General features: G+C 44.8%; 22 protein-coding genes and 1 pseudogene. 12 read left to right on the top strand and 11 right to left on the bottom strand.

From position 1 onward, the window contains the following. Nucleotides 1-69: 69 nt before the first annotated feature. Nucleotides 70-759 carry an energy-coupling factor ABC transporter permease gene (locus L5L98_RS01450; protein WP_263138203.1) on the bottom strand — a complete coding sequence of 230 codons (690 nt, stop codon included), beginning with the start codon at nucleotides 757-759 and terminating at the stop codon, nucleotides 70-72. A 131-nt stretch (nucleotides 760-890) separates the two neighbouring features. On the opposite strand from L5L98_RS01450, the gene L5L98_RS01445 reads away from it, so the two are divergent. Continuing rightward, complete coding sequence (locus tag L5L98_RS01445) at nucleotides 891-1352, top strand: hypothetical protein (RefSeq protein WP_263138202.1); 462 nt, start codon at nucleotides 891-893, stop codon at nucleotides 1350-1352. 137 nt (nucleotides 1353-1489) lie between these two features. Here L5L98_RS01445 and L5L98_RS01440 read toward each other — a convergent pair whose 3' ends face one another. Genes L5L98_RS01440 through L5L98_RS01425 form a run of 4 tightly spaced genes read right to left on the bottom strand, consistent with a single transcriptional unit; the run spans nucleotide 1490 to nucleotide 6835 of the window. Continuing rightward, on the bottom strand, nucleotides 1490-1669 hold the full coding sequence (locus L5L98_RS01440; RefSeq protein WP_006081200.1) for a Trm112 family protein: 180 nt from the start codon (nucleotides 1667-1669) through the stop codon (nucleotides 1490-1492). A gap of 10 nt (nucleotides 1670-1679) precedes the next feature. Further along, entirely contained in the window at nucleotides 1680-2675 is a 996-nt protein-coding gene (lpxK, locus tag L5L98_RS01435; RefSeq protein ID WP_263138201.1) for a tetraacyldisaccharide 4'-kinase, read from the bottom strand. Then, a complete protein-coding gene (msbA, locus tag L5L98_RS01430) occupies nucleotides 2676-4484 on the bottom strand; it encodes a lipid A export permease/ATP-binding protein MsbA (RefSeq protein ID WP_028760400.1) in 1809 nt (602 codons plus the stop codon). A gap of 32 nt (nucleotides 4485-4516) precedes the next feature. Then, nucleotides 4517-6835 carry a DNA internalization-related competence protein ComEC/Rec2 gene (locus L5L98_RS01425; protein WP_173245535.1) on the bottom strand — a complete coding sequence of 773 codons (2319 nt, stop codon included), beginning with the start codon at nucleotides 6833-6835 and terminating at the stop codon, nucleotides 4517-4519. 32 nt (nucleotides 6836-6867) lie between these two features. Between L5L98_RS01425 and L5L98_RS01420 the strand changes: the two genes are divergently transcribed. The 6 genes and pseudogenes from L5L98_RS01420 (at nucleotide 6868) to L5L98_RS01395 (ending at nucleotide 10007) form a co-directional block, all read left to right on the top strand. Continuing rightward, nucleotides 6868-7377: a DUF2062 domain-containing protein gene (locus tag L5L98_RS01420; RefSeq protein WP_028760402.1), complete on the top strand. Its 510-nt coding sequence runs from the start codon at nucleotides 6868-6870 to the stop codon at nucleotides 7375-7377. Between the two features lie 251 nt (nucleotides 7378-7628). Continuing rightward, nucleotides 7629-8033 carry a phosphate-starvation-inducible protein PsiE gene (locus tag L5L98_RS01415; RefSeq protein WP_028760403.1) on the top strand — a complete coding sequence of 135 codons (405 nt, stop codon included), beginning with the start codon at nucleotides 7629-7631 and terminating at the stop codon, nucleotides 8031-8033. Nucleotides 8034-8191: 158 nt separating this feature from the next. Further along, complete coding sequence (locus tag L5L98_RS01410) at nucleotides 8192-8494, top strand: PilZ domain-containing protein (protein ID WP_173245538.1); 303 nt, start codon at nucleotides 8192-8194, stop codon at nucleotides 8492-8494. A 76-nt stretch (nucleotides 8495-8570) separates the two neighbouring features. Continuing rightward, nucleotides 8571-9239: an AAA family ATPase gene (locus tag L5L98_RS01405; protein WP_028760405.1), complete on the top strand. Its 669-nt coding sequence runs from the start codon at nucleotides 8571-8573 to the stop codon at nucleotides 9237-9239. Then, entirely contained in the window at nucleotides 9226-9570 is a 345-nt protein-coding gene (locus L5L98_RS01400) for a replication protein RepA (protein WP_173245541.1), read from the top strand. The genes L5L98_RS01405 and L5L98_RS01400 overlap by 14 nt, the downstream gene beginning before the upstream one ends. A gap of 237 nt (nucleotides 9571-9807) precedes the next feature. Beyond that, nucleotides 9808-10007, top strand: a pseudogene (locus L5L98_RS01395) (hypothetical protein). Here the strand turns inward: L5L98_RS01395 and L5L98_RS01390 are convergent. Beyond that, nucleotides 9934-10176 carry a YecH family metal-binding protein gene (locus tag L5L98_RS01390; protein ID WP_028760407.1) on the bottom strand — a complete coding sequence of 81 codons (243 nt, stop codon included), beginning with the start codon at nucleotides 10174-10176 and terminating at the stop codon, nucleotides 9934-9936. The pseudogene L5L98_RS01395 and the gene L5L98_RS01390 sit on opposite strands and share 74 nt — an antisense overlap. A 128-nt stretch (nucleotides 10177-10304) precedes the next feature. Here L5L98_RS01390 and L5L98_RS01385 point away from each other — a divergent pair, with 128 nt between their 5' ends. The 5 genes from L5L98_RS01385 (at nucleotide 10305) to L5L98_RS01365 (ending at nucleotide 15560) form a co-directional block, all read left to right on the top strand. Continuing rightward, a complete protein-coding gene (locus L5L98_RS01385) occupies nucleotides 10305-12002 on the top strand; it encodes a sensor histidine kinase (protein ID WP_028760408.1) in 1698 nt (565 codons plus the stop codon). Then, nucleotides 11999-12709, top strand: a complete 711-nt coding sequence (btsR, locus tag L5L98_RS01380) for a two-component system response regulator BtsR (RefSeq protein ID WP_028760409.1) — start codon at nucleotides 11999-12001, stop codon at nucleotides 12707-12709. Before L5L98_RS01385 ends, btsR begins: the two co-directional genes overlap by 4 nt. Nucleotides 12710-12908: 199 nt before the next feature. Beyond that, nucleotides 12909-14369 (top strand): carbon starvation protein A, encoded by a 1461-nt coding sequence (locus tag L5L98_RS01375; protein ID WP_219252841.1) that lies wholly within the window; start codon nucleotides 12909-12911, stop codon nucleotides 14367-14369. Between the two features lie 182 nt (nucleotides 14370-14551). Further along, complete coding sequence (locus tag L5L98_RS01370) at nucleotides 14552-14935, top strand: VF530 family DNA-binding protein (RefSeq protein WP_168823693.1); 384 nt, start codon at nucleotides 14552-14554, stop codon at nucleotides 14933-14935. A gap of 169 nt (nucleotides 14936-15104) precedes the next feature. Next, nucleotides 15105-15560 (top strand): FlxA-like family protein, encoded by a 456-nt coding sequence (locus tag L5L98_RS01365; RefSeq protein ID WP_028760412.1) that lies wholly within the window; start codon nucleotides 15105-15107, stop codon nucleotides 15558-15560. A gap of 52 nt (nucleotides 15561-15612) precedes the next feature. Here L5L98_RS01365 and L5L98_RS01360 read toward each other — a convergent pair whose 3' ends face one another. From L5L98_RS01360 to nrdD, 5 genes are all read right to left on the bottom strand, one after another. Further along, complete coding sequence (locus L5L98_RS01360; RefSeq protein WP_263138200.1) at nucleotides 15613-16557, bottom strand: hypothetical protein; 945 nt, start codon at nucleotides 16555-16557, stop codon at nucleotides 15613-15615. Between the two features lie 57 nt (nucleotides 16558-16614). Beyond that, nucleotides 16615-17229, bottom strand: coding sequence for a GTP cyclohydrolase II (gene ribA, locus L5L98_RS01355; protein ID WP_006087423.1), 615 nt, complete (start codon nucleotides 17227-17229; stop codon nucleotides 16615-16617). A gap of 272 nt (nucleotides 17230-17501) precedes the next feature. After that, nucleotides 17502-17858, bottom strand: a complete 357-nt coding sequence (locus L5L98_RS01350; protein ID WP_028760414.1) for a YibL family ribosome-associated protein — start codon at nucleotides 17856-17858, stop codon at nucleotides 17502-17504. A gap of 114 nt (nucleotides 17859-17972) precedes the next feature. Beyond that, nucleotides 17973-18434, bottom strand: a complete 462-nt coding sequence (gene nrdG, locus L5L98_RS01345; RefSeq protein ID WP_263138199.1) for an anaerobic ribonucleoside-triphosphate reductase-activating protein — start codon at nucleotides 18432-18434, stop codon at nucleotides 17973-17975. A 104-nt stretch (nucleotides 18435-18538) separates the two neighbouring features. Then, complete coding sequence (nrdD, locus tag L5L98_RS01340) at nucleotides 18539-20656, bottom strand: anaerobic ribonucleoside-triphosphate reductase (RefSeq protein ID WP_173496522.1); 2118 nt, start codon at nucleotides 20654-20656, stop codon at nucleotides 18539-18541. Nucleotides 20657-20846 lie beyond the last annotated feature (190 nt).

Here is a 20846-nt window from a genome sequence, read left to right as displayed (position 1 = left end):
ACGTTGGAATGACGAGGTTTAGGGCGCAGTTCTTTTATTGCGTTGTTTTACCACATTCTTTTATCACATTTACTTACGCCACAAATATTCACGGTCAGAATAATCAAATAACCACTGGGGCTGATACACCACCAATAGCGTCACCGCCATGCCATTAAGCAATGCCTCTGGGAATGCCAGCAAAGGGATGAGCATCAGGTAGTCGTCCACTAACACATTCCAATCGTAATCCGCTGCAGACCACAACCACATCGCCCAACTCAATTGATGAAACACAGTTGAGAGGCCCGCATTGATAAAACCACCGACGAAGATGAATACAAAAATATGTTTAGGAAATAAATGGTAACTGCGACTGTATAGGATAAAACACAGAAACAGCGGCACAGCCATAGCGAACAAACTAAAAGCACCAAAATCAGCGGGCTGCTTTAATACAAAAAGACTAAAAAAAGCGCTCGGCAATAGCAACACTAGAGTCGCAAGACGCCAGCCGAACATCAGCATACAAGTGACAATTCCCAGAAAATGCAGATGCAACCCTGTTTGAATACTGGCATTTAACGACCACAGCGCATTGATCCCCACCAACGTCAGCAACAAACGTAATTGGAGATGTTTATCCCGCCGGAGCTGCACTAACTCTTCTTTTGGCCATATGGCGTAGAGCCATAACGCCAAGAACATAAGGCATATACCTTGAGTCAGGCCCATATCCCATTCGATTTGCGCCCATTTATTTGACCAAAACGCCAACATTACTCGCCCATCCTTAATCCATTACACCTATCGGCGCGTACTCTGCCTATGAGAATGCCATAAATCCATGAACTTTAGGGCCATATTAAGGTATTCTTCTGTCAGTTAATAACTAAGAGTTAAATTTGATTATGCCGTTTCGATATCTCAGCCTTACCATCTTAAGTTGTTTCTCGCTCATCGCCTGCAGCAGTGCGCCAATTGACCCGAGTGAACTCGCCGGAAAATTACGGGATAAGTTAACGACGGATATTAAAAGCGATGGCCTTAAACTCTTCAGCTACAAAGCGCGGCTGGTCGATGAAAAGTCGACAATGAATGATACCGAGCGCCCTTTTCCACACGAGGCACGCATACGTAATATGCAAGATCCCCGTGAGCAACGTCGCGCGATGCAAGATCTACAGGACTCATTAGAAATTTGGGGGAGACAGGTTGATTTAGGTTTAATCAAAACCCTTGAAATGACGGGTTATTGCCGCGAAGGTTATATTGAATTAAGCCGAATTATCGAGCCTGGTCGAGGAGAAATCCGCGGTGAGTGCCAAGAGGGGGCAACCAATGCTGATAAACAAAAATTTATGAGCTATTAACTAAACTCAGAGTAATGAAGAAACGTGCACAGTTACCAATACAAAAAACTGAAATCGGCTAAAAATAGCGAAAACGGTAATAAGCAGAATAAAAAGCAAGCATGCGCGTATGAGACAATACGCGCATTCACATCACACTAGACTGATTCGGTCAGTGGCACAGCACGATTTTCCAATAACACAGGGATACCTTCAGTGATCGGATAAGCAAGTTTATCTGCCTTACAAATCAACTGCTGCGTCGTTTTATCGTACTCAAGTTTTCCCTTACACACAGGGCAAGCCACTATATCTAACAATTTTTTATCGAATGCCATGGAAGTTTCCTTATTTAGCTGCAGCCACTTCACGAAGATGTGCGAGCAGCTGTTCATCAAATTGTGGGGATAGCTTGGCATCGACCACCAAATACCACCAGTTTTCTTGTGCAAAATCGCGACATTTAACCGCATCTTTTTCTGTCATCAACAGTGGCAAGCCTTGGGCTAAATCACCTAACTGGGTTTTATCGTAGGCCTGATGGTCATCAAAACCATGGCAGAAGGCCAGTTGATAGCCTTGTGCGCGCAACGATTCAAAGAAACGCGCTGGATTACCTATGCCCGCCATCGCAACGAGCGGCTGAGACTTATCGAAAGTATATTCACCAGACGTCGCATCACATTTTACAGGCTTCACTGCCGTAGGTGTCAGTTGCATTTCGAACTGCCCTTTTGCCGCTGGGCCGCCATTACTGACGATAAAATCCACGGTATCGAGACGCCACGCGCCTTCACGCAATGGACCTGCTGGCAATAGCAAGCCATTGCCTAAACCGCGCTGACCATCAATCACCACCAGCTCAATATCGCGTGCCAGAGCATAATGCTGTAGGCCATCGTCACAGATGATGACATCAACACCAAACTCAGCAATAAGCGCATTAGCCGCATCGACCCGTTTAGCGCCAACCACCATGGGCACTTGAGTACGCGCCACTATCATGGCAGGTTCATCACCCACCTCTGCCGCACTTGCACCTAAGCAAACCGATTTAACGCCTTGAATATCAACACCGTAACCACGACTGATCACACCGGGGTGAAATCCATGTTGGCGCAGTAATTCAATCAGATAAATCACAGTTGGCGTCTTACCACTGCCACCGACGGTAATATTACCGACGACGATGACAGGTACAGGCATTGCAGTTTGTGATTTCATCCCGAGGTGAAACAAAGCGCGGCGCACATAAGTGATAACCGCGAATAAGCCAGATAACGGTAACAAGAGCCATCGCAGTGGATGGCCCTGATACCAAATTTTATTCACTAAGGCCTGCATCTAACTACCAAATTGCATTTGGTATAATTTGGCGTACATGCCATCTAATTCCAATAGTGATTGGTGCGTCCCGCGCTCGACGATACGCCCCTGATCGACTACTAAAATCTGATCGGCACTCTCGATGGTCGACAACCTGTGGGCGATCACTACAGATGTGCGGTTTTGTCTGAGGTTATCTAACCCTTTTTGAATGGCTTTTTCTGACTCAGTATCCAGTGCGGAGGTCGCTTCATCGAGGATCAACACGGGCGCATCACGTAGCATAGCGCGCGCAATCGCAATCCGCTGTCTTTGACCACCGGACAATAACACACCATTCTCACCCACTTGAGTATCAAGGCCTTGGGGCAGCTGATCAATAAACTCCATCGCATAGGCCAAGGTCGCAGCTTCGATGATCTGCTCACGAGAGGCTTCACCTGGGTAGGCGTAGGCGATGTTATTGGCTATCGTGTCATTGAACAAGGTCACCTGTTGCGATACTAGTGCCACTTGATTGCGCAGCGATTTTAGCGAGTAATCGTAGATACTGACGTCATCAAGCAGAATATCGCCGGATTCAAGGCCGGTATAAAAACGGGTCACTAAACTCGCAATAGTCGACTTACCTGAGCCAGAACGTCCAACTAAGGCTAAGGTTTGCCCGGGTTTGACTTCAAAATCGACATTCTCAAGTGCACGACGATCTTGGCTGTCATAGGTAAAACACACATTATCAAAACGTAGATGACCCTTAGCACGCTCGACAGTATAAGTTCCCGTATCGGACTCTGGCAGCGTATCCAGTAATTCAAACACTGTGGTACAAGCCGCAATACCCCGTTGAAATTCGGCATTCACTCGGGTTAAGTTTTTGATTGGCTGTAACATGGCCATCATGGCACCAAGAATCGTCGCGAAGGTACCCGCGGTAAGATCGGCTTTCATGCTGTCTAAGCTTGCCGCATAAAGTACAAAGGCTAAGGCGAATGAACCAATAATCATGATCAGAGGCTGACTAATGGCTTGTGCCACAGCTAACTTCATATTTTGATGGCGGTTTTGATCGTTTACTTTAGCAAAACGGGTTGCTTCTGTTTCCTGTCCACCAAAGGCCAATACGTTTTTATGGCCTTTAATCATTTGCTCCGTAGTCGCACTCACCCCGCCCATGGCTGTTTGAATTTGCTTAGAGACCTTACGGAAACGACGACTAACCACCGCAATGACCATGCCCATGATAGGACCAATCACAAGAATACAGAGGGATAGCTTCCAAGAGTTATAGAACATCAGCACCAGCATACCAAACACAGTCACACTATCGCGGACGATTGAAATCAAAGCACTTCCCGATGCTCGAGCGATTTGCTCAGTATCAAAAGTCACTTTTGAGATCAAGTTACCGGTATTTTCCTTATCCATATAACTGACAGGCAGGCTCAGATAATGCTCAAACACTTGCTGACGCATGTCCATGATCAAACGCGCACTCATGTATGAAATGCCGTAGGTCGAGACAAAGTTGGCAAAACCGCGCAGGGAAAACATGACGATAACCACAAGCGGCGCCATCATTAGCACGTCGTTGTTCGCGTGGAAACCTTCACTGGTTGGCAATGCGATGCCGTTGGTCACCGCAGCAGGTGCGCCGCCGGAGAAACCCTTATCAATAAAGGGGCCGATGAAAGCGATAAAGGCGGCATCGACGAGACCATAAATAATTAATCCCGCAACTGAAAGCATAAACATGCCTTTCATCTGTTTTATATAGCCCAGTAATCGTTTGAAAACTGTCCACATTTCGTCTTTAGGAGATGTTGTCATTGATAACACTAAATTATGGCAAAGTAGGCATTCTACTCTGGATTAATCAAGTCACCAAATCTAAACAGAGAGTTGTACCAAAATGGCGCTAAATCACCACGATAGGTCTTAACCTCTCGCTCAGACTGCTGAAAAATCACACTAATCTGCCCTTCTATACCTGTAGTTAGGCCCATAATCTCCCGTTGCTGATACCGTTCAACCACTGTGGATTTTGGAAACCCCCAGCGATTAGCAAAACCAGCAGGAAACAAGACTAACTTGGGGGCCACAGCATCAATAAAGGCTTCAGTTGACGAGGTTTTACTGCCGTGGTGGGGCGCAACGAGCACTTCACTTTGTAACTCATACTCACCACTTAAGGCACGACTTAATAGCGAAGTTTCGATTTGCTTTTCGATATCCCCCGTAAGCAGTAGACTCTGCCTGTCATCATCAATGCGTATAACACAGGAACCATTATTACCCACTAACGCTTGAGGCGGAGAAAGCAAATTCAAGCTCAGCCCTTGCCATTGAATCTGCCTTGGGCGGCAATCTTGGCCACTAAAGCCAGCCATGTCTGTGATCACTAAAGCCTTAGGGTAAGCCTCAATCAAAACAGGGGCACCACCTGCATGATCGTTATCGCTATGGCTGATAACAATATAATCAATATCTTGAATGCCTTTGGCTTTTAGGAAAGGTAATATCACCCGCTCCGCATAACTGAAGTCATCACCAAAGGCGGCACCAGTGTCGTAAACCAGCCCTCTACCATTCTTTTCAATAACCACAGCTAAACCTTGGCCCACATCCAGTAAATGCATAGCCCATCGATTATTTTGAACGGGTGACCACAGCGTAATACAGAAAAGCAAAGCGGGAATAAACAGTAAACTCAGCAGGCTTAACCAAGCAGTATAATTTTTATTTTTAGGCACATAGCGCCATAACACACCACCGATGAACGCAGATAACCCCAAGGCTAATATCGTATCTGAAAGCGCTAACCAATGGGCAGGCAATTGCTGGCTTATGTCTAGCAACTGCGCATAGGGTGATAAACTCCAATCACTTAGGCGAAGCAGTCCTAACCAAGAGAACCCAAACGCAGTACCAACCCACCAGCATATAAATCCCGCCATAGCTAATGGGATAACAACAAAACTAAACCATGGCACAGCTAGGATATTCATCCACAAGCTGTGTAAACTCACACCACCAAAGAGTGCTCCTTGCAGTAATCCAAGCCCAAGGCTCAAGCGCCACTGGATGGCCCAAAATTGTAAAAGCCCCGCGCCTACACGCGTCCTTCGAGTCGACACAGCCGTAAACTCTTTGGGCTGGATGACTAAGGTATATAAAATCACCCCTAAAGCACAAAACGACAGCCAAAATCCCGCACTTAAACAAGCAAGCGGGTCGAGTAACAATACGACAAACAATGCAAACAGCAAGCGCTCCCACGCAGTAGAAAATCGCTTTAATAAACTCAGTAGCATTAACAGTAAAATCATCACGAGTGCACGCTGAGTCGATACACCAAAACCTGCAAGATAGGCATAAAATGCTGCGCCTATACCTGCCGCGACTAACGCAAAAGTCATATTACGTCGACTCTGATGTGACACCAAACGACTCAATCCAAACAAAAGGCAAGCGTATACCCATGCCGCGACAACGGAGAGGTGCAAACCGGAAATCGCCACTAAATGGCCAGTGCCAGTCTGCCTTAGTGCTTGCCAACGAGCTTGTGAGATCAAATGCTTATCCCCCAAAAGCAAGGCGAGTAAAATGTCACCTTGAGGTAAAGAGGCTAATTCAGGTGTCAATGCGCTTATGAGGTCATTACGCAATGAAGGCGAAACCGCAAGTAACTGCGCCTCAATCACTCGCCCTTTACCGACCACATGTTGACTGATTAATTGTTTTTGTTCGTTGTAGCCGCCTTGATTTAGCACGCTAGCAATGCTCTTAGGTGTCAAGGTAAACAGCCAAACCTGACCCACATCGACTTCTGGCGGATCTTTCCACGTGAGTCGCAATTTTGCGTTTGGCCCTAAGATTAAATTTGGTTTAATGAGCGATATATCCAAACTTAGCCAGTCGCTGTTTCGACTAACTAGTGATATGATTTCGCCCCTTACCTGTATAGGTTGTTGTAACACTGGCAAATCCTGCCTAGATAATCCTAAGCAAAAACCAGTTAGCCATGCTACCGCAAAGAGCCCTCCTGCACAGACAGGGATTTTTCGGTGTAAGATTAACGCCCCAACAACAAGGTAGGGTATGTAACTGACTGGCGGCAGCGAAGGCCATAACATCGCTGATAATAAGATGGCACTAAAGCCAAACATGAATCGATTCATAGTGAATTAAGTTAAGACAGCAATTTCAGCATATGCCAAAAAAATTAATTAAAAGATTTATGCCTAAGCCTGAAACCTTGCGTGAGCATAAACACTTACGCATGTTCGGACGCTTGTTACATAATCCCAATCTATGGGCACTTAATCGAAAATCCGCCCCAGGCGCATTTGCCGTAGGGTTATTTGTCGCTTGGATCCCCATGCCATTTCAGATGGTTGTTGCAGCGGCTTTTGCCATTCTATTTAACGTTAATATTCCTGTTTCAGTTGCATTAGTATGGATAACCAATCCCTTAACTATGCCAGTGATGTTTTATGGGGCGTATTTACTCGGTGCTAAAATACTCGGCCATGCTCCGCAAGATTTTGCCTTCGAAGCAAGTTGGCAATGGATTGAAGCATCGCTTGCGACCATAGGTCCGGCATTCTTACTCGGGTGTCTCGTGCTAGGAGTGGTTTTTTCCGCTGTCGGTTATTTGCTGATTAATAATCTGTGGAAATATTCAATTATGTTTAAGTGGCAGAAACGCAAGAATAAATAATCTCTTATATTCAAATCGCTTATGTTGGTACAACGATTGAGTCAAGGTAACAGCATAAGCGGATTAACACATTCGCTTCCCTTTTGTTCATCATGTAAATCACCTTCTACATACAAGCACGTTAACTCCACTTTGCGCCGAATTTAAGATCGTACATATCTGTGAATTAAATCACACAGCGGCGCCTAGCTTTTCCCTAAAAACAGATTTTTGCTGTTACTATTTATAAAAACATCAAGTAGGGAATATCCATGCCTTTTTATCATCAATATGGTTCTAAAAGCCTCAAAGCCGTTGAACACTTAGTCCTATTTATTATTGCCATTGCCACCGTTGTCGCAATAGGCCAAGAAATTGTGCATATCATCTCTGTACGTATGGTCGCACTGGCCGATTTACTCTTGTTATTTATTTTCTTAGAAGTGTTAGCCATGGTGGCTAACTACTATGAATCCGGTAAGTTACCAGTACGTATGCCGCTTTATATTGCGATTGTCGCCTTGGCCCGTTACCTAATCTTAGATATGAAGAGCATGGAAGACTGGCGTATCGCAGCAATATCATTATCGACGCTAATTTTAGCAGCAACCGTGATTGTGATTCGTTGGGGCCAATTAAAAATGCCTTATCCAAAAAATCAAGAATACGACAATTAATCAAATACCTGAGTTGGTGCTATTGAAACCTAAATCAATGGCACCTGCTGTTCTCGTTTTAAAACTATTATCAAAGACCTAGCTTTCACATTGGTATTCTGCCAAAAAGCAATTATGCTAGTTTTACTGAGATCAATAATTTACGGGGCAATTGAGTTATGGGTGACCATACTACTGGTTTTGAAGAAAAACGCACATCACTGCGAGTCGACATGGAAGCAGAGCGCGTGGTCTTGAATTGGATCGACACTCAAGGCATGAGGCAAACTGATGAAGGTGTATGTATCGACTTAGCAAGACGCGGCATTTTATTCGATTATAAAAATCCGTTTGCACTGGGCGAACTCATCGAAGTGACCTTTAATCCCAATTCAACCCAACAAAATACTGTTAAAGGACAAGTCTGCCGTTGCGCGAGATGCCATGACCAAAGCTACCATATTGCTATGCAACTGCTTTAATTTAACTTAAATTTCGCAGCTTTAATGGCTCTGTTCTACACTTAATGAATTGAACAATTCATTAAGGGGCGTCTGTATGATCTTGCTGGTAGGTGGTGAAAAAGGTGGTAGCGGAAAAAGTTGTCTCGCTCAAAATCTTGCCGTTTATATTAAGCAAAAATTTCAGGCAAACGTCCTCATGGTCGATTGTGATCCCCAGCGCACGACTTCAGATTGGATCCAAGCAAGAAATAATGATCCAAGCCTCCCAAGTATTAATTGCATCCAACTTTACGGCAAAATTCGTAATGATTTACTCAGCCTCAATGAGCGTTTTGACTACGTAATTGTAGATTGTGGTGGCCAAGATAACTTAGCCATGCGCGCAGCTATGTCGGTAGCGACTTATGTTGTGATCCCCCTCAGACCCAAAAGACGCGATCTCAAAACATTACCCCACATGGAAGACATGCTAAGTACTTGTAAGATGGTGAATCCTAAAATGATCGCGACTATAGTGCTCACCCAATGCCCAGCGCTTCCCACACAGTTTAAACGCATTTTAGAAGCCAAAGATGTGGTGCAATCCTTTGGACTAAGAGTGCTAAATTCAGTTACATTTTGCCGAAATATTTATGATGACAGTGAAGAAAGAGGCTCTTCAGTCGTCGAAATAGAACCCGATGGAAAAGCAGCTGATGAGATCCGCGCCATAGCGGATGAGTTATTCGCAATGCCACCAGAAAATAGCTATGAGCTTAACTGATCTTAAACGTAAGAAACCTAAGCAAATCATCAAGCCGGTTTCTGTCGATGATTTCATTGAAGATGCCAATAACTACGCCTTAGGTAAGGCGAGTTTATTAGCTGCGCCCACCACACACACCATAGTTAAGGGCTTAGATAAAAAATCGACTAAGATTTATCGCCACGCGACCTTTACCCTCACTGAAAACAGTATTTCTCAGCTTGACGCCCTATCGAAATCCACCCATATTGCAAAATCTCGATTACTGCGTATTTTGATCAATGAGTTTACCCTACTCACTCCCGCACAGCAGGAGCAAATTGCAAATAAGCGCCACGATGAAACCTGAGCTTCAACAAAACGATTACACGTCTAAGTGACTGAAAAATAATCAATAAAATACAACAAAATAAAATGAGTACGCTATGGCACTGTGTATTATACCAATCATATTAAATAGTTAGTCAGTTCAGAGCCTCACTGGCATATCAATCCAAGACGCATTGACGCAGAAATGGTCATTCCCTTTTAAGTCATGCAACACCGGAGTGGAATGCCTGTGGCTCCCGAAGGGCGGCTGATGTTAATGGCATCGCGCTTTATACTGCGTTTAAGACTTTCGACAGAGAGCACCACTATGCCTTCAAGCCTTCGCCTTGTCTAAAGCGCCTTGAGCTCCCGCTGAATGAACAGATATTTAATACGATGGGTATTAATGTTCACACTTTCGCCCAGCCACAAGTTGAATACCTTGGGACGTTTCGTAAAACTTACCTTTACCTATAAGTAACTCAATTAACGCTTCGGCACTCAAATCAGTTGCACTACAAGTATGGTATCGAGCCGCCGAGCCAAACTTTTGCTCCATCATGGAAATTAATTCAGGCTTTATAATAGCGGCCCCTTGAGCTACCATCAGCGCCATAACATCATGACCGTGAACAGAATTGGACATATGTCCTCCTAAAGATGCAATATTATTGTTTTTTATATCCTAACGGTTAAATTCGAACCCTGATCTCGCGCACAAACTTTCAAATGGGGACGACTGCGCCGACATCTGTGACGATAATGTGAGCCATTATGTCTTTGATCCTATTACTGACCCAACAGATGTCGCTGTACTTAGTGATCGTTTACTTAGTCAGTAAAACACCGCTGTTTAAACTGTTTGCCGAAACGTCTCCTCGTCTGCCACATAAGATTTTTATGTATCTGATTTTTTCGAGTTTCTGCATCATGGCCACTTATTTTGGTGAGCAAACCTCGGGAGCGATTGCCAACACTCGTGCTATGGGCGCAGTTTTAGGCGGATTATTAGGAGGACCGGTTACTGGTTTTCTGGTGGGGCTGACTGGTGGGCTACACCGCTACAGTATGGGCGGCTTTACTGATATAGCCTGCGCCATCTCTACCACCTTAGAAGGCTTATCCGCAGGGATGATAAGCTTCTACTTAAGACGCGCAGATAAAAGTGAGCTCATCTACAATCCATTACTCGTTTGCCTAGTGACTTTTTATGCTGAAATGATGCAAATGAGCATCATACTTTTGGTCGCACGCCCCTTCGATGATGCATGGGAATTGGTACGTCAAATCGCGCCGCCCATGTTATTAGTCAATTCCGTGGGAGCAGCACTCTTTATGAGCATGATCCGTGACCAAAAAACCATGTTTGATAAACTCTCATCGAGCTTTTCGACTAAGGCATTAAAAATTGCCGAACGCAGTGTCGGATTACTATCCAAAGGATTTAACGAAGAAAGTAGTAGTCACGTCGCCCAAATCGTCATCGAAGAAACCAATGTGGGTGCCGTCGCCATCACGGACAGGGAAAAACTGTTAGCCTTTATTGGCATAGGCGCCGATCACCATCTCCCTGGTACACCGATTTCGTCCAAAATCACCTTAGAAGCCATCAATCAAAATAAGGTCATGTTCGCCGATGGCGTTGAAACGCCCTATGCATGCTCTATTTCTTCTCATTGCCGTCTAGGGTCAAGTCTAGTGATCCCGCTGCGCAGTGATACCGAAGTCATTGGCACGATTAAACTCTATGAGCCTAAGAATAAACTTTTTTTGAATATCAACCGTACTTTAGGTGAAGGTATTGCCCGCCTGTTATCGAACCAAATTCTTTATGGGCGTTTTGAGCAACAGCAAAATCTACTGACTCAAGCCGAACTTAAATTGCTACAGGCTCAGGTCAATCCGCACTTTTTATTTAATGCACTGAATACCATTAGCGCGATTATCAAACGTGATCCTGATATGTCTAAGCAGCTACTGCAGCAGTTATCGCAATTTTTACGGATCAATTTAAAGCGAACGACAGGCTTAGTGACGCTTGGGGATGAGCTAGATCACATAGCGTCCTATCTCACCATTGAAAAAGCGCGTTTTATTGATAAATTACAAGTCAGTATCGCGATACCTGAATCACTCTACCACTGTAAAGTTCCCGCCTTTACCCTGCAGCCAATTATTGAGAATGCCGTAAAGCACGGCACTTCGCACATGATTGAGCAAGGGCAGATTAAAGTGACAGGCAAGCTCGAAAATGATGTGTTGGAGCTAGAAGTCACAGACAATGCCGGGTTGTATCAGCCCATTGAGGGATCAGAAGGCCTAGGGATGAACTTAGTGCATAAGCGAATTCAAAATATTTTTGGCGAACAATACGGCGTGACAGTGGAGTGCGAGCCCGATCAATTGACTCGTGTCACCATAAGATTGCCCATAGAAAGCCCTGAAACATCAAATATGGATAACCGCACGTGATCACTTGTTTAATTGTCGATGATGAGCTGTTTGCTCGTGAAGAATTAGCTGACCTTTTGGGGCAAGAACACGACATCCAAATCGTCGGTCAATGCGCCAATGCTATTGAGGCATTACAGAGCATAACCAAAGAAAAACCTCAGTTAATCTTTCTTGATATCCAAATGCCACGCATTTCGGGCATGGAACTTATTGCAATGCTCGACCCCGATGACATGCCGAAAATCGTGTTTGTCACCGCCTACGACGAATTTGCCGTCAAAGCCTTCGACAATCATGCCTTCGATTATTTACTCAAACCCATAGATGCCGACAGACTCAGTAAAACCCTCACTCGTGTGCGTAAAAATCTAACGCCTCAGGCTATGGACTCCATTACCCCAAAGAGTCTTGAACATATTCCCTGCTACAGCGGCAATAAACTCAAAGTCATTGCAATCCAAGATGTGGAATATGTTTTCAGTGACTTAAGCGGCATCCATGTGGCCAGCACGAAAGGCAAAGTCCATACCCAGTTGACCTTGAAAGTGTTCGAAGAAAAAACCCCACTGGTGCGCTGCCATAGGCAGTATTTGATTTCACCTAAGGCGATTGCTGAAATTGAGCTGTTAGATACAGGGGCTGAAGTCACCACTCATTTAGGCGATAAAGTACCCGTATCACGCCGCTATCTTAAAAGCCTTAAACAGCTATTTGGCTTTCAATAAACACAATACCAAAGTTATCTTAGCGACGTATTTTTAGCCATAAGATGGCCAACAACACTCACCGTTAACATACAATGGTAACCACTTAAGCTCACCAATTGCCGCTCACACTGCATTTTCGACCACTCATTAAAATTACAAAGTTTTATATCAACAACTTGTTTACACTCGCCAGAACTCAAATGGGGAGATAACAAAAATGATGTGGTTCCTACTCTGTGTCGGTCTACTGATCGGCGGCTACTTTATCTACGGCGCCTTTGTCGAGAAAGTCTTCGGCATTAACGCTAATCGTCAAACACCCGCTTTCAGTCAAACTGATGGCGTCGACTTTGTGCCTATGTCTAAAGGCAAAGTCTATCTAATTCAATTATTAAACATTGCAGGCGTAGGCCCAATCTTTGGTCCTATCTTAGGTGCACTCTATGGTCCTGCAGCCATGTTGTGGATTGTGGTTGGCTGTATCTTTGCAGGTGCAGTACATGACTACTTCTCCGGTATGTTGTCAGTGCGCAATGGCGGTCAATCCGTGCCAAACCTTGCGGGTAAGTATTTAGGTAAGAGCGCCAAACACTTCATGAACGTGTTTGCTATTGTGCTGTTACTGCTTGTCGGTGTGGTCTTTATCTCTGCGCCTGCAGGCTTACTTGGCAAGCTTACTGGTTGGGATGTCAGTATCTTCGTTGGTATAATCTTCGTCTATTACCTGATTGCAACTGTGGTACCTGTCGATAAAATTATCGGTCGTCTGTACCCCTTCTTTGGCGCTTTATTGTTCTTCATGTCGTTTGGTTTAGCTTTCGCAATTATGCTATCAAGCGAGCATACCTTACTGCCTAACGTACAAGCGGGCGATTTCTTCCAAAACTTAAATCCGAACGACATGCCACTTTGGCCTGCCCTATTCATCACTATTGCCTGTGGCGCAGTATCGGGTTTCCATGCTACTCAATCACCGTTAATGGCCCGCTGCGTTGAAAACGAAACAAATGGTCGCTTCGTCTTCTTTGGCGCCATGATTGGCGAAGGCATAATCGCATTGCTTTGGTGTGCCATCGCGTTGTCTTACTTTGGCGGAGTAGAAGGGTTGAGTGCGGGTATGTCAGGTAACCCTGCCAACGTCGTCTATGAGGCCTCTACCGGTCTGTTAGGCGCTATCGGTGGCTTTATGGCTATCCTAGGGGTGATTATTCTGCCGATTACCTCAGGCGATACGGCTTTCCGCTCTGCGCGTTTGATTCTGGCTGAATTTTTCAATATGCCACAAATCTCACTACCAAAGCGCTTAGTGTTAGCTCTCCCACTGTTTGTTATCGGCGGCATATTGACCCAAGTGGACTTTGGTGTGATTTGGCGCTACTTCGGTGTAGCAAACCAAGCCACTGCAGTATTAATGCTGTGGACGGCTTCGGCTTACCTGCTACGACATAACAAACTACATTGGATTGCGACAATTCCAGCGATGTTTATGACCACTGTGGTTATCACCTTCCTACTGAACTCGTCAACCTTAGGCGCAGGTTTACCTATGACGGTATCAACCATAGCGGGCATAGTCACAACCTTAGTGATTACAGCACTCTTGATTGTGAAAACCAAAGGTAAAGGCGAAATTGATTTACCGGTTGAAACTGAGCTTAAAGAGCCAGTCAAAGACTAGTCAAACAATTTAAATGACCAACCTAAAACAGGCGCTTTATTGCGCCTGTTTTGATCATACTGCTCCACCAATAGCAGCTATCACAGGTTTAAGCTAGCAAGGTATTCAAGCTTGACTCGATACCATTCCACACTGTATCAGGCATACAAAACTGCTATACTCCCGCCATAGCACACTGCAACATGCATAATATGAATCAATCGAATAACCCGCTCCACGGCATTAAACTGGAAACGATCATCACTTATTTAGTCGAGAAATACGGCTGGGAAGAATTAGGTGAAAGAATTAATATCCGCTGTTTTACCCACGATCCCAGCATCAAATCCAGTTTACGTTTTTTGAGAAAAACAGAGTGGGCGCGGGATAAAGTTGAATATCTTTATTTAAGAGCCAATAAATTACCGTTACCGCCACCTAAAGCGGAAGCGAGTCAAACCGCTAAGAAGCCTGCGGCAAAAATTGCGACGAAGAAAACCAATCAAACTCCCCCTGACAAGTCAGCTAAAAGCGATAAACCTAGCACAGATGACAAAGTAAATAGCCATATTTGGGGTAACAGTTAATCTTCGCCCTCTGCAGCCATAAAACGTGAACAGTCCTCACTTGAGGGCTGTATTGTCATCAGCAATATCGCGCTTTTTGCCAAATAAGCCAAAAATTAGCTTCAGTTTTCCAATTAATGGCCGATAGCGATTTGAGTATCAACACAGTTTGCATCTAATGGAGTATGGAATGAGCATTAATGGAATAAACAGTGCCACAATCGGCTCAACTTTCACTCCGGTATCGAGCGCATATATCGCAGCAACTCCTGCCACAACAAAAACGGCGACTAATGAATCGACAGCAGATGCGCAGGATACTCAAGACACAGTCTCCATTTCTTCAGCCGGCCGCGCCGCATTGTCCGCAGATGTAGGAGCCCCTTTAAGAGACAATGCTGCAGCAAAAAAAGATGGAACAGAAAATGATGCGTCAGAAGAGCCCATGACGTTAATCGACCAACAGATCCAGAAAATAAAAGAGCAGATCAAAGCACTACAAAAAATGCTGGCCAAACTTAAAGGAGATGACTCTGAGGTTGCGGAGCAACAGCGTAAGTTAATCCAAGAACAAATAATGCAGCTAAGTAGTCAAATAGCGACCTTGACTGATAAGAAGATGCGCGACGCGCAAAAGTCAGCTTAGACAAAATAACTGACCAATAGTCTTTGTAATACAGCCCGTAATGGATGATAACCTAGATAGGAAAGCTAAACATTAAACGCCAAACATTGAGCCCATCGCCACGACGATAACTGAATCCGATGCGATCAACACTCAATAATTCACCGCCTAACGGCTTAGAAAACGCGAGGGAAAAACCGGCCTCATAACTGCCTGAAACTATGGTATCTTGCTCTATCTCGCTAATAAATCTAAGTTCATTGAAATACCAATAGCCTACAGCAAAGATCCTTGGTTGCACCTGCAGATCCCACCATTGCCAGCGTGGTGCTAACCCTAAATCAACACCTGTTTGTAGTACTGCAAATTGATCAGAAAACTTACCATAGTGCTCGCTGTACCCAGCAAAGCGTAATCTCGATACCCACACAGCATCCTGCCCTGCTAAGGTAAAGTCATACAAGCTACTAATCCCTGAGGCAATAATAGCAACGTTATCGTTTTTATCGAAGTTAGTGCCAAAACCGATATCTAAATACCCTTCCATTCGAGTGTTTTCGCTCGCCTGCCAATGATGCTCAAAACCTGGGGTAACTGTCATAGTACCTATCGACGACGGCAACTCACCTTCAGTGATATCTTTGGCTAAATAATCAAAAAAGCCAAAGGAGATAGGTAAACGTAACCAAGTTTGGCTACCGCTATCTTTCTTCAAATCAAAAGTTAACGGAATACTAACGACGGTCGCATTTTGGTTTGCAGCGCGGTAAACGCCTGTGCCAAGATAACTACCAAAGGCGTAAACAGAATTTGGATTAGCGCTAGTTTCTATCGGATTACTACCATTAGCATTATTAGGTGCATGATTGATAGAAAAGTCGGAATAATCCGCTTGAGATGCAGATATGAATGTATTTGTAGCGGAAATACTATTGGCAAAGGTGGTAGGAATAACGCTCAGTAATGCCAAGCACATTAGCGACAAGCTTAATAGCAACCGACTGAAAAAATGGCTCAATTGACTTAAACCTTCCTCATTTTTAACTCAATCGGTCGACTCATCATGATGACAAAATTACTTATTTTCATCCATAAAATGATATTCAGACATCATGTGTCCAAGCTCAGTAGATTTAGTTTTTAAGTACGCTTCGTTATAACGATTTTTACCAACTTGCAGCGGTACGCGCTCAACCACTTCGATGCCAAACTCCTTCATCGCTTTCACTTTACGCGGATTATTGGTCATCAAACGCACATGCTTCACCCCTATCTGTTCCAGCATAGGCTTGATCATATCGTATTTACGCATATCCGCTTCGAAACCGAGTTGCTCATTGGCTTCAACAGTGTTGGCGCCTTTATCTTGCAGCTCATAGGCGCGAATTTTATTCAGCAAACCAATGCCACGTCCTTCTTGGCGTAAATAGAGGATAAAGCCACTGCCCGTTTCCGCAATATTTTGCATAGCAGCTTGTAACTGAAAACCACAGTCACAACGCAAGCTAAATAAAGCATCGCCGGTTAAACACTCGGAATGAATACGGCCCAACACAGGTTCATCCGCACTGAGTGTACCGAATGTGAGCGCAACATGCTCTTTACCTGATTCGGTATCTTCAAAACCATGCATGGCAAACACGCCCCAAGGAGTGGGTAACTTTGACGTCGCGACATATTTTATCGACATACTTAACCTTAACGACAACTCTCATTCCATGAGACGAATAAGATCCCTAGAAACAAAACGAGGATTAGGCACTTAGCCAACTAAGCGCACTATTCTAAAGTGTTTTCGAACAATCCAGAAATACTTTAGTGTTTTAATCAACTAAACCAAACATGAATGTCTTTTCGATGGGCAGCACGAAGGAATGGATTAAAACGAAGCAGTGCATTAAATACAGGAGCACAAACACGTGATCGACACTCGATCCCGTGCCAGTGACATCCAATCCCACATTAAAATTTTGCGGGAGCGTATCCAGTAACTTCCGTTAGCCCCATTTCACGGCCGATAGCCGTCATAGGGTGGATTACCACAAGCCCTTTGACAGACTTTTTCAGTTTGCCCATGTCCGCTTGTTCCGCTTTTGTCAAAGCACGATGGAAAGGCAAACCTTTGATATCTGACCCTTGCTTATTCAATAAGCGGGTTTGTTGCCCTTTCACACTGCCGATTTGCTTAGTGACCGCAGCGATTTCGCGTTTGAACTGGGCAATAATGACGTCATCGCCTCTTTGTTCAGCCGCAGCAAGTTTACGACGAAATTTATCTAATTTATCGTTAAGCTGCTGCAGTTCTTGCTTTAAATTCATTCTGTTACCTTAAATTACCTAAGTTAGCCACAGTAAAATCTTAGCCTGATTATGCTAGCGTCTGTGTCAAGGCCTGAGATTATAGCAGCAAGTTACAGATCCTCGTTACCGCTTTTATAACAAACGAATGATCTGATTGCTGCTACCGCGAAAGACAAGACTCGGATCGGCAAGACTTTGTTCAAATTTTCCGTCCACCAGCACATCAATATAGGCCAACACGGCGCGCTGTTCATCACTCAACTCATCGAGCACATAACCTGTCCACAGCCAAATATCCTTCCCCTTACACTCAGCCTTGACTCGTTTGACGAGCGTCAAAATGGCACTGAGATTGACAGGCAATAAAGGATCTCCGCCCGAAAGCGATAAACCACGGCGCACAATCCGCTGATCATTGAGATCGGCAATAATCCTATCTTCCATCGTCCTATCAAACACATGCCCAGAACGGGGATCCCACGTGCTTTGGTTGTAACAACCGCGGCACTGGTGCTCACAGCCAGAGACAAACAAGGTCGCACGGGTACCTGTGCCATTGACCACATCGATAGGGAAATATTGATGGTAATTCATTGATGGTCACTCATAGTGCATTTCATCTTTTAACACTGACACTCATCCCGTGGCACTATTTGATGCCACGGAATAAGTCTAACAGGCAGAATAAGGTAATAGTGTTACAAGTGTTTGATCCTGCGTTTTACTTCTTCTTGCTTGCCATAATTAAAGGGCCGCGCATCAGGACTGCCTAAGTAACCGCACACACGGCGCGTCACAGAAACCCGACTAGGCTCATGATTGCCACACTTAGGGCAAGTGAACCCTTTACTGGTACAACTAAATTCACCGGTAAAGCCACAGTCGTAGCATTCATCAATTGGCGTGTTAGTGCCATAGTAAGGCACGCGGCTGTAGCTATAATCCCAGACGTTTTCCAGCGCTTCGAGGTTATGCTGCATATTGGGATATTCGCCATAACAAATAAAGCCACCGTTCGCGATAGCGGGATATGGCTGTTCAAAATCAATTTTATCGTAAGGGTTAACACTTTTTTCCACATCGAGGTGAAAACTATTGGTGTAATAGCCCTTATCTGTCACCCCTGTGACTAGCCCAAATTGCTTCGCATCCAGTTTACAAAAACGGCTGCAGAGACTCTCACTTGGCGTGCTATACAGACTAAAGCCATAACCTGTTTCGGCCTTCCACGCATCGGTAGCCGCTTTAAGATAAGCTACAATAGCGACGGCTTTGTCCCTTAATTGTGCATCGTCAAATACATGGGTTTGGGTGCCATAGAGTGCATTCATGGTTTCATGCAGGCCAATGTAACCGAGTGAAATCGAAGCGCGGCCATTTTTAAAGATTTGCGCCACATCATCATCAGCGCGCAAGCGTACACCACAGGCGCCTTCCATATAAAGGATAGGTGCCACGCGGGCTTTAACACCATTCAGTCGCTCAATACGGGTATCCAGCGCTTTACGGGCTAATACTAATCTGTCATCTAAAATGCGATAAAACTCAGTCTCATCGCCATTGGCTTCTAAGGCAATCCGCGGCAGGTTTAAACTGACCACTCCCAAATTATTGCGCCCTTCATGCACAAGCTCGCCATTTTCTTCATAGGTGCCTAAAAAGCTACGGCAGCCCATTGGGGTTTTAAATGAACCGGTAACTTTCTCGACTTGCTCGTAGTTGAGGATGTCGGGATACATGCGCATTGTTGCGCATTTGAGCGCCATCTGTTTTACATCGTAATTGCAATCGCCCGCTTTATGATTAATACCATCGCGAATCGCAAACACTAGCTTAGGGAATACTGCAGTCTTGCGATTTTTACCCAATCCCGCCATCCGCACTTTGAGCATAGATTGCTGAATTAAGCGTGATTCCCACGACGTACCTAAACCAAACCCAAAGGTCACGAACGGTGTTTGGCCATTGGCAGTGTGTAAGGTATTGACCTCATATTCCAAAGACTGGAATGCATCGTGACATTCTTTTTCAGTTTGCGCCGTGGCAAAGGCTTTGGCGTCGGTGATCTTCCAATTCAGGGCAATTTGGTAGTGCTTGTCGTAGCTCTTAGCGACAAATGGCGCTAACACTTCATCGATACGGTTGATAGTAGTTCCGCCATAGATATGACTCGCCACTTGGGCAATAATCTGCGCGGTCACCGCTGTCGCTGTTGAAATAGACTTAGGGGTTTCAATTTCGGCATTACCCATTTTAAAGCCGTGGGTCAACATGCCAGCTAAATCAATCAACATGCAGTTAAACATCGGGAAAAACGGAGAGTAATCTAGGTCGTGGTAATGGATCTCGCCCGCTTCATGGGCAGCGACCACATCCTTTGGCAAAATATGACTCTTGGCGTAATGTTTGGCGACTATGCCCGCGAGTAAATCCCGCTGAGTAGGAATGACTTTTGAATCTTTATTAGCATTTTCATTGAGTAAAGCCGCATTGCTTTGCTCAACTAAACCACGGATTTCGAGGTTGAGTTTACTGGTCGCTTCACGGCACACATCTCTGTCGTGACGGTATTCGATATACACCCGCGCCAGGGACTTGTACGGCCCTTCCATCAGTAAATTCTCAACCGCATCTTGTAGATGGTGGATATCGACTTCAGCTAATGGCGCGACGCTCTGACTGATACACGCTGCCACTGTCGCTGCATAGTCGCCATCCTCTATTCCAACTGAGTTTGCAGCGGCATTCACTGCATCCCTTATCCTTGTTTCATCAAAAGGTGTGCGGCAACCATCACGCTTAATTACGACTGGCATTGTTCAGTTCCTCTCCATCTCGCCTAAAAATTAACACTACATCTAGTGATTTTAAAAGCATAAAACACAATATGTAGAGCATTAGGCTACAATGACGGTAAGGAGTCCATGATCCAGATCATAGTTTTTAGGATGAAATAAAAGAACAAACAAGAACTGCAGCTAGGCCCAATTATCTGAAAATTGCGCC

Source organism: Shewanella sp. SM23, from assembly GCF_025654295.1.
Classification (GTDB): Bacteria; Pseudomonadota; Gammaproteobacteria; order Enterobacterales; family Shewanellaceae; genus Shewanella; species Shewanella oncorhynchi.
This window is presented reverse-complemented; position numbering and strand designations above follow the sequence as displayed.

Bases quoted from the DNA above. Each gene is read 5' to 3' on its own strand.
- L5L98_RS01450 (WP_263138203.1), bottom strand. From the start codon at position 759: ATGTTGGCGTTTTGGTCAAATAAATGGGCGCAAATCGAATGGGATATG.
- L5L98_RS01445 (WP_263138202.1), top strand. From the start codon at position 891: ATGCCGTTTCGATATCTCAGCCTTACCATCTTAAGTTGTTTCTCGCTC.
- L5L98_RS01440 (WP_006081200.1), bottom strand. From the start codon at position 1,669: ATGGCATTCGATAAAAAATTGTTAGATATAGTGGCTTGCCCTGTGTGT.
- lpxK (WP_263138201.1), bottom strand. From the start codon at position 2,675: ATGCAGGCCTTAGTGAATAAAATTTGGTATCAGGGCCATCCACTGCGA.
- msbA (WP_028760400.1), bottom strand. From the start codon at position 4,484: ATGACAACATCTCCTAAAGACGAAATGTGGACAGTTTTCAAACGATTA.
- L5L98_RS01425 (WP_173245535.1), bottom strand. From the start codon at position 6,835: ATGAATCGATTCATGTTTGGCTTTAGTGCCATCTTATTATCAGCGATG.
- L5L98_RS01420 (WP_028760402.1), top strand. From the start codon at position 6,868: ATGCCAAAAAAATTAATTAAAAGATTTATGCCTAAGCCTGAAACCTTG.
- L5L98_RS01415 (WP_028760403.1), top strand. From the start codon at position 7,629: ATGCCTTTTTATCATCAATATGGTTCTAAAAGCCTCAAAGCCGTTGAA.
- L5L98_RS01410 (WP_173245538.1), top strand. From the start codon at position 8,192: ATGGGTGACCATACTACTGGTTTTGAAGAAAAACGCACATCACTGCGA.
- L5L98_RS01405 (WP_028760405.1), top strand. From the start codon at position 8,571: ATGATCTTGCTGGTAGGTGGTGAAAAAGGTGGTAGCGGAAAAAGTTGT.
- L5L98_RS01400 (WP_173245541.1), top strand. From the start codon at position 9,226: ATGAGCTTAACTGATCTTAAACGTAAGAAACCTAAGCAAATCATCAAG.
- L5L98_RS01390 (WP_028760407.1), bottom strand. From the start codon at position 10,176: ATGTCCAATTCTGTTCACGGTCATGATGTTATGGCGCTGATGGTAGCT.
- L5L98_RS01385 (WP_028760408.1), top strand. From the start codon at position 10,305: ATGTCTTTGATCCTATTACTGACCCAACAGATGTCGCTGTACTTAGTG.
- L5L98_RS01375 (WP_219252841.1), top strand. From the start codon at position 12,909: ATGATGTGGTTCCTACTCTGTGTCGGTCTACTGATCGGCGGCTACTTT.
- L5L98_RS01370 (WP_168823693.1), top strand. From the start codon at position 14,552: ATGCATAATATGAATCAATCGAATAACCCGCTCCACGGCATTAAACTG.
- L5L98_RS01365 (WP_028760412.1), top strand. From the start codon at position 15,105: ATGAGCATTAATGGAATAAACAGTGCCACAATCGGCTCAACTTTCACT.
- ribA (WP_006087423.1), bottom strand. From the start codon at position 17,229: ATGTCGATAAAATATGTCGCGACGTCAAAGTTACCCACTCCTTGGGGC.
- L5L98_RS01350 (WP_028760414.1), bottom strand. From the start codon at position 17,858: ATGAATTTAAAGCAAGAACTGCAGCAGCTTAACGATAAATTAGATAAA.
- nrdG (WP_263138199.1), bottom strand. From the start codon at position 18,434: ATGAATTACCATCAATATTTCCCTATCGATGTGGTCAATGGCACAGGT.
- nrdD (WP_173496522.1), bottom strand. From the start codon at position 20,656: ATGCCAGTCGTAATTAAGCGTGATGGTTGCCGCACACCTTTTGATGAA.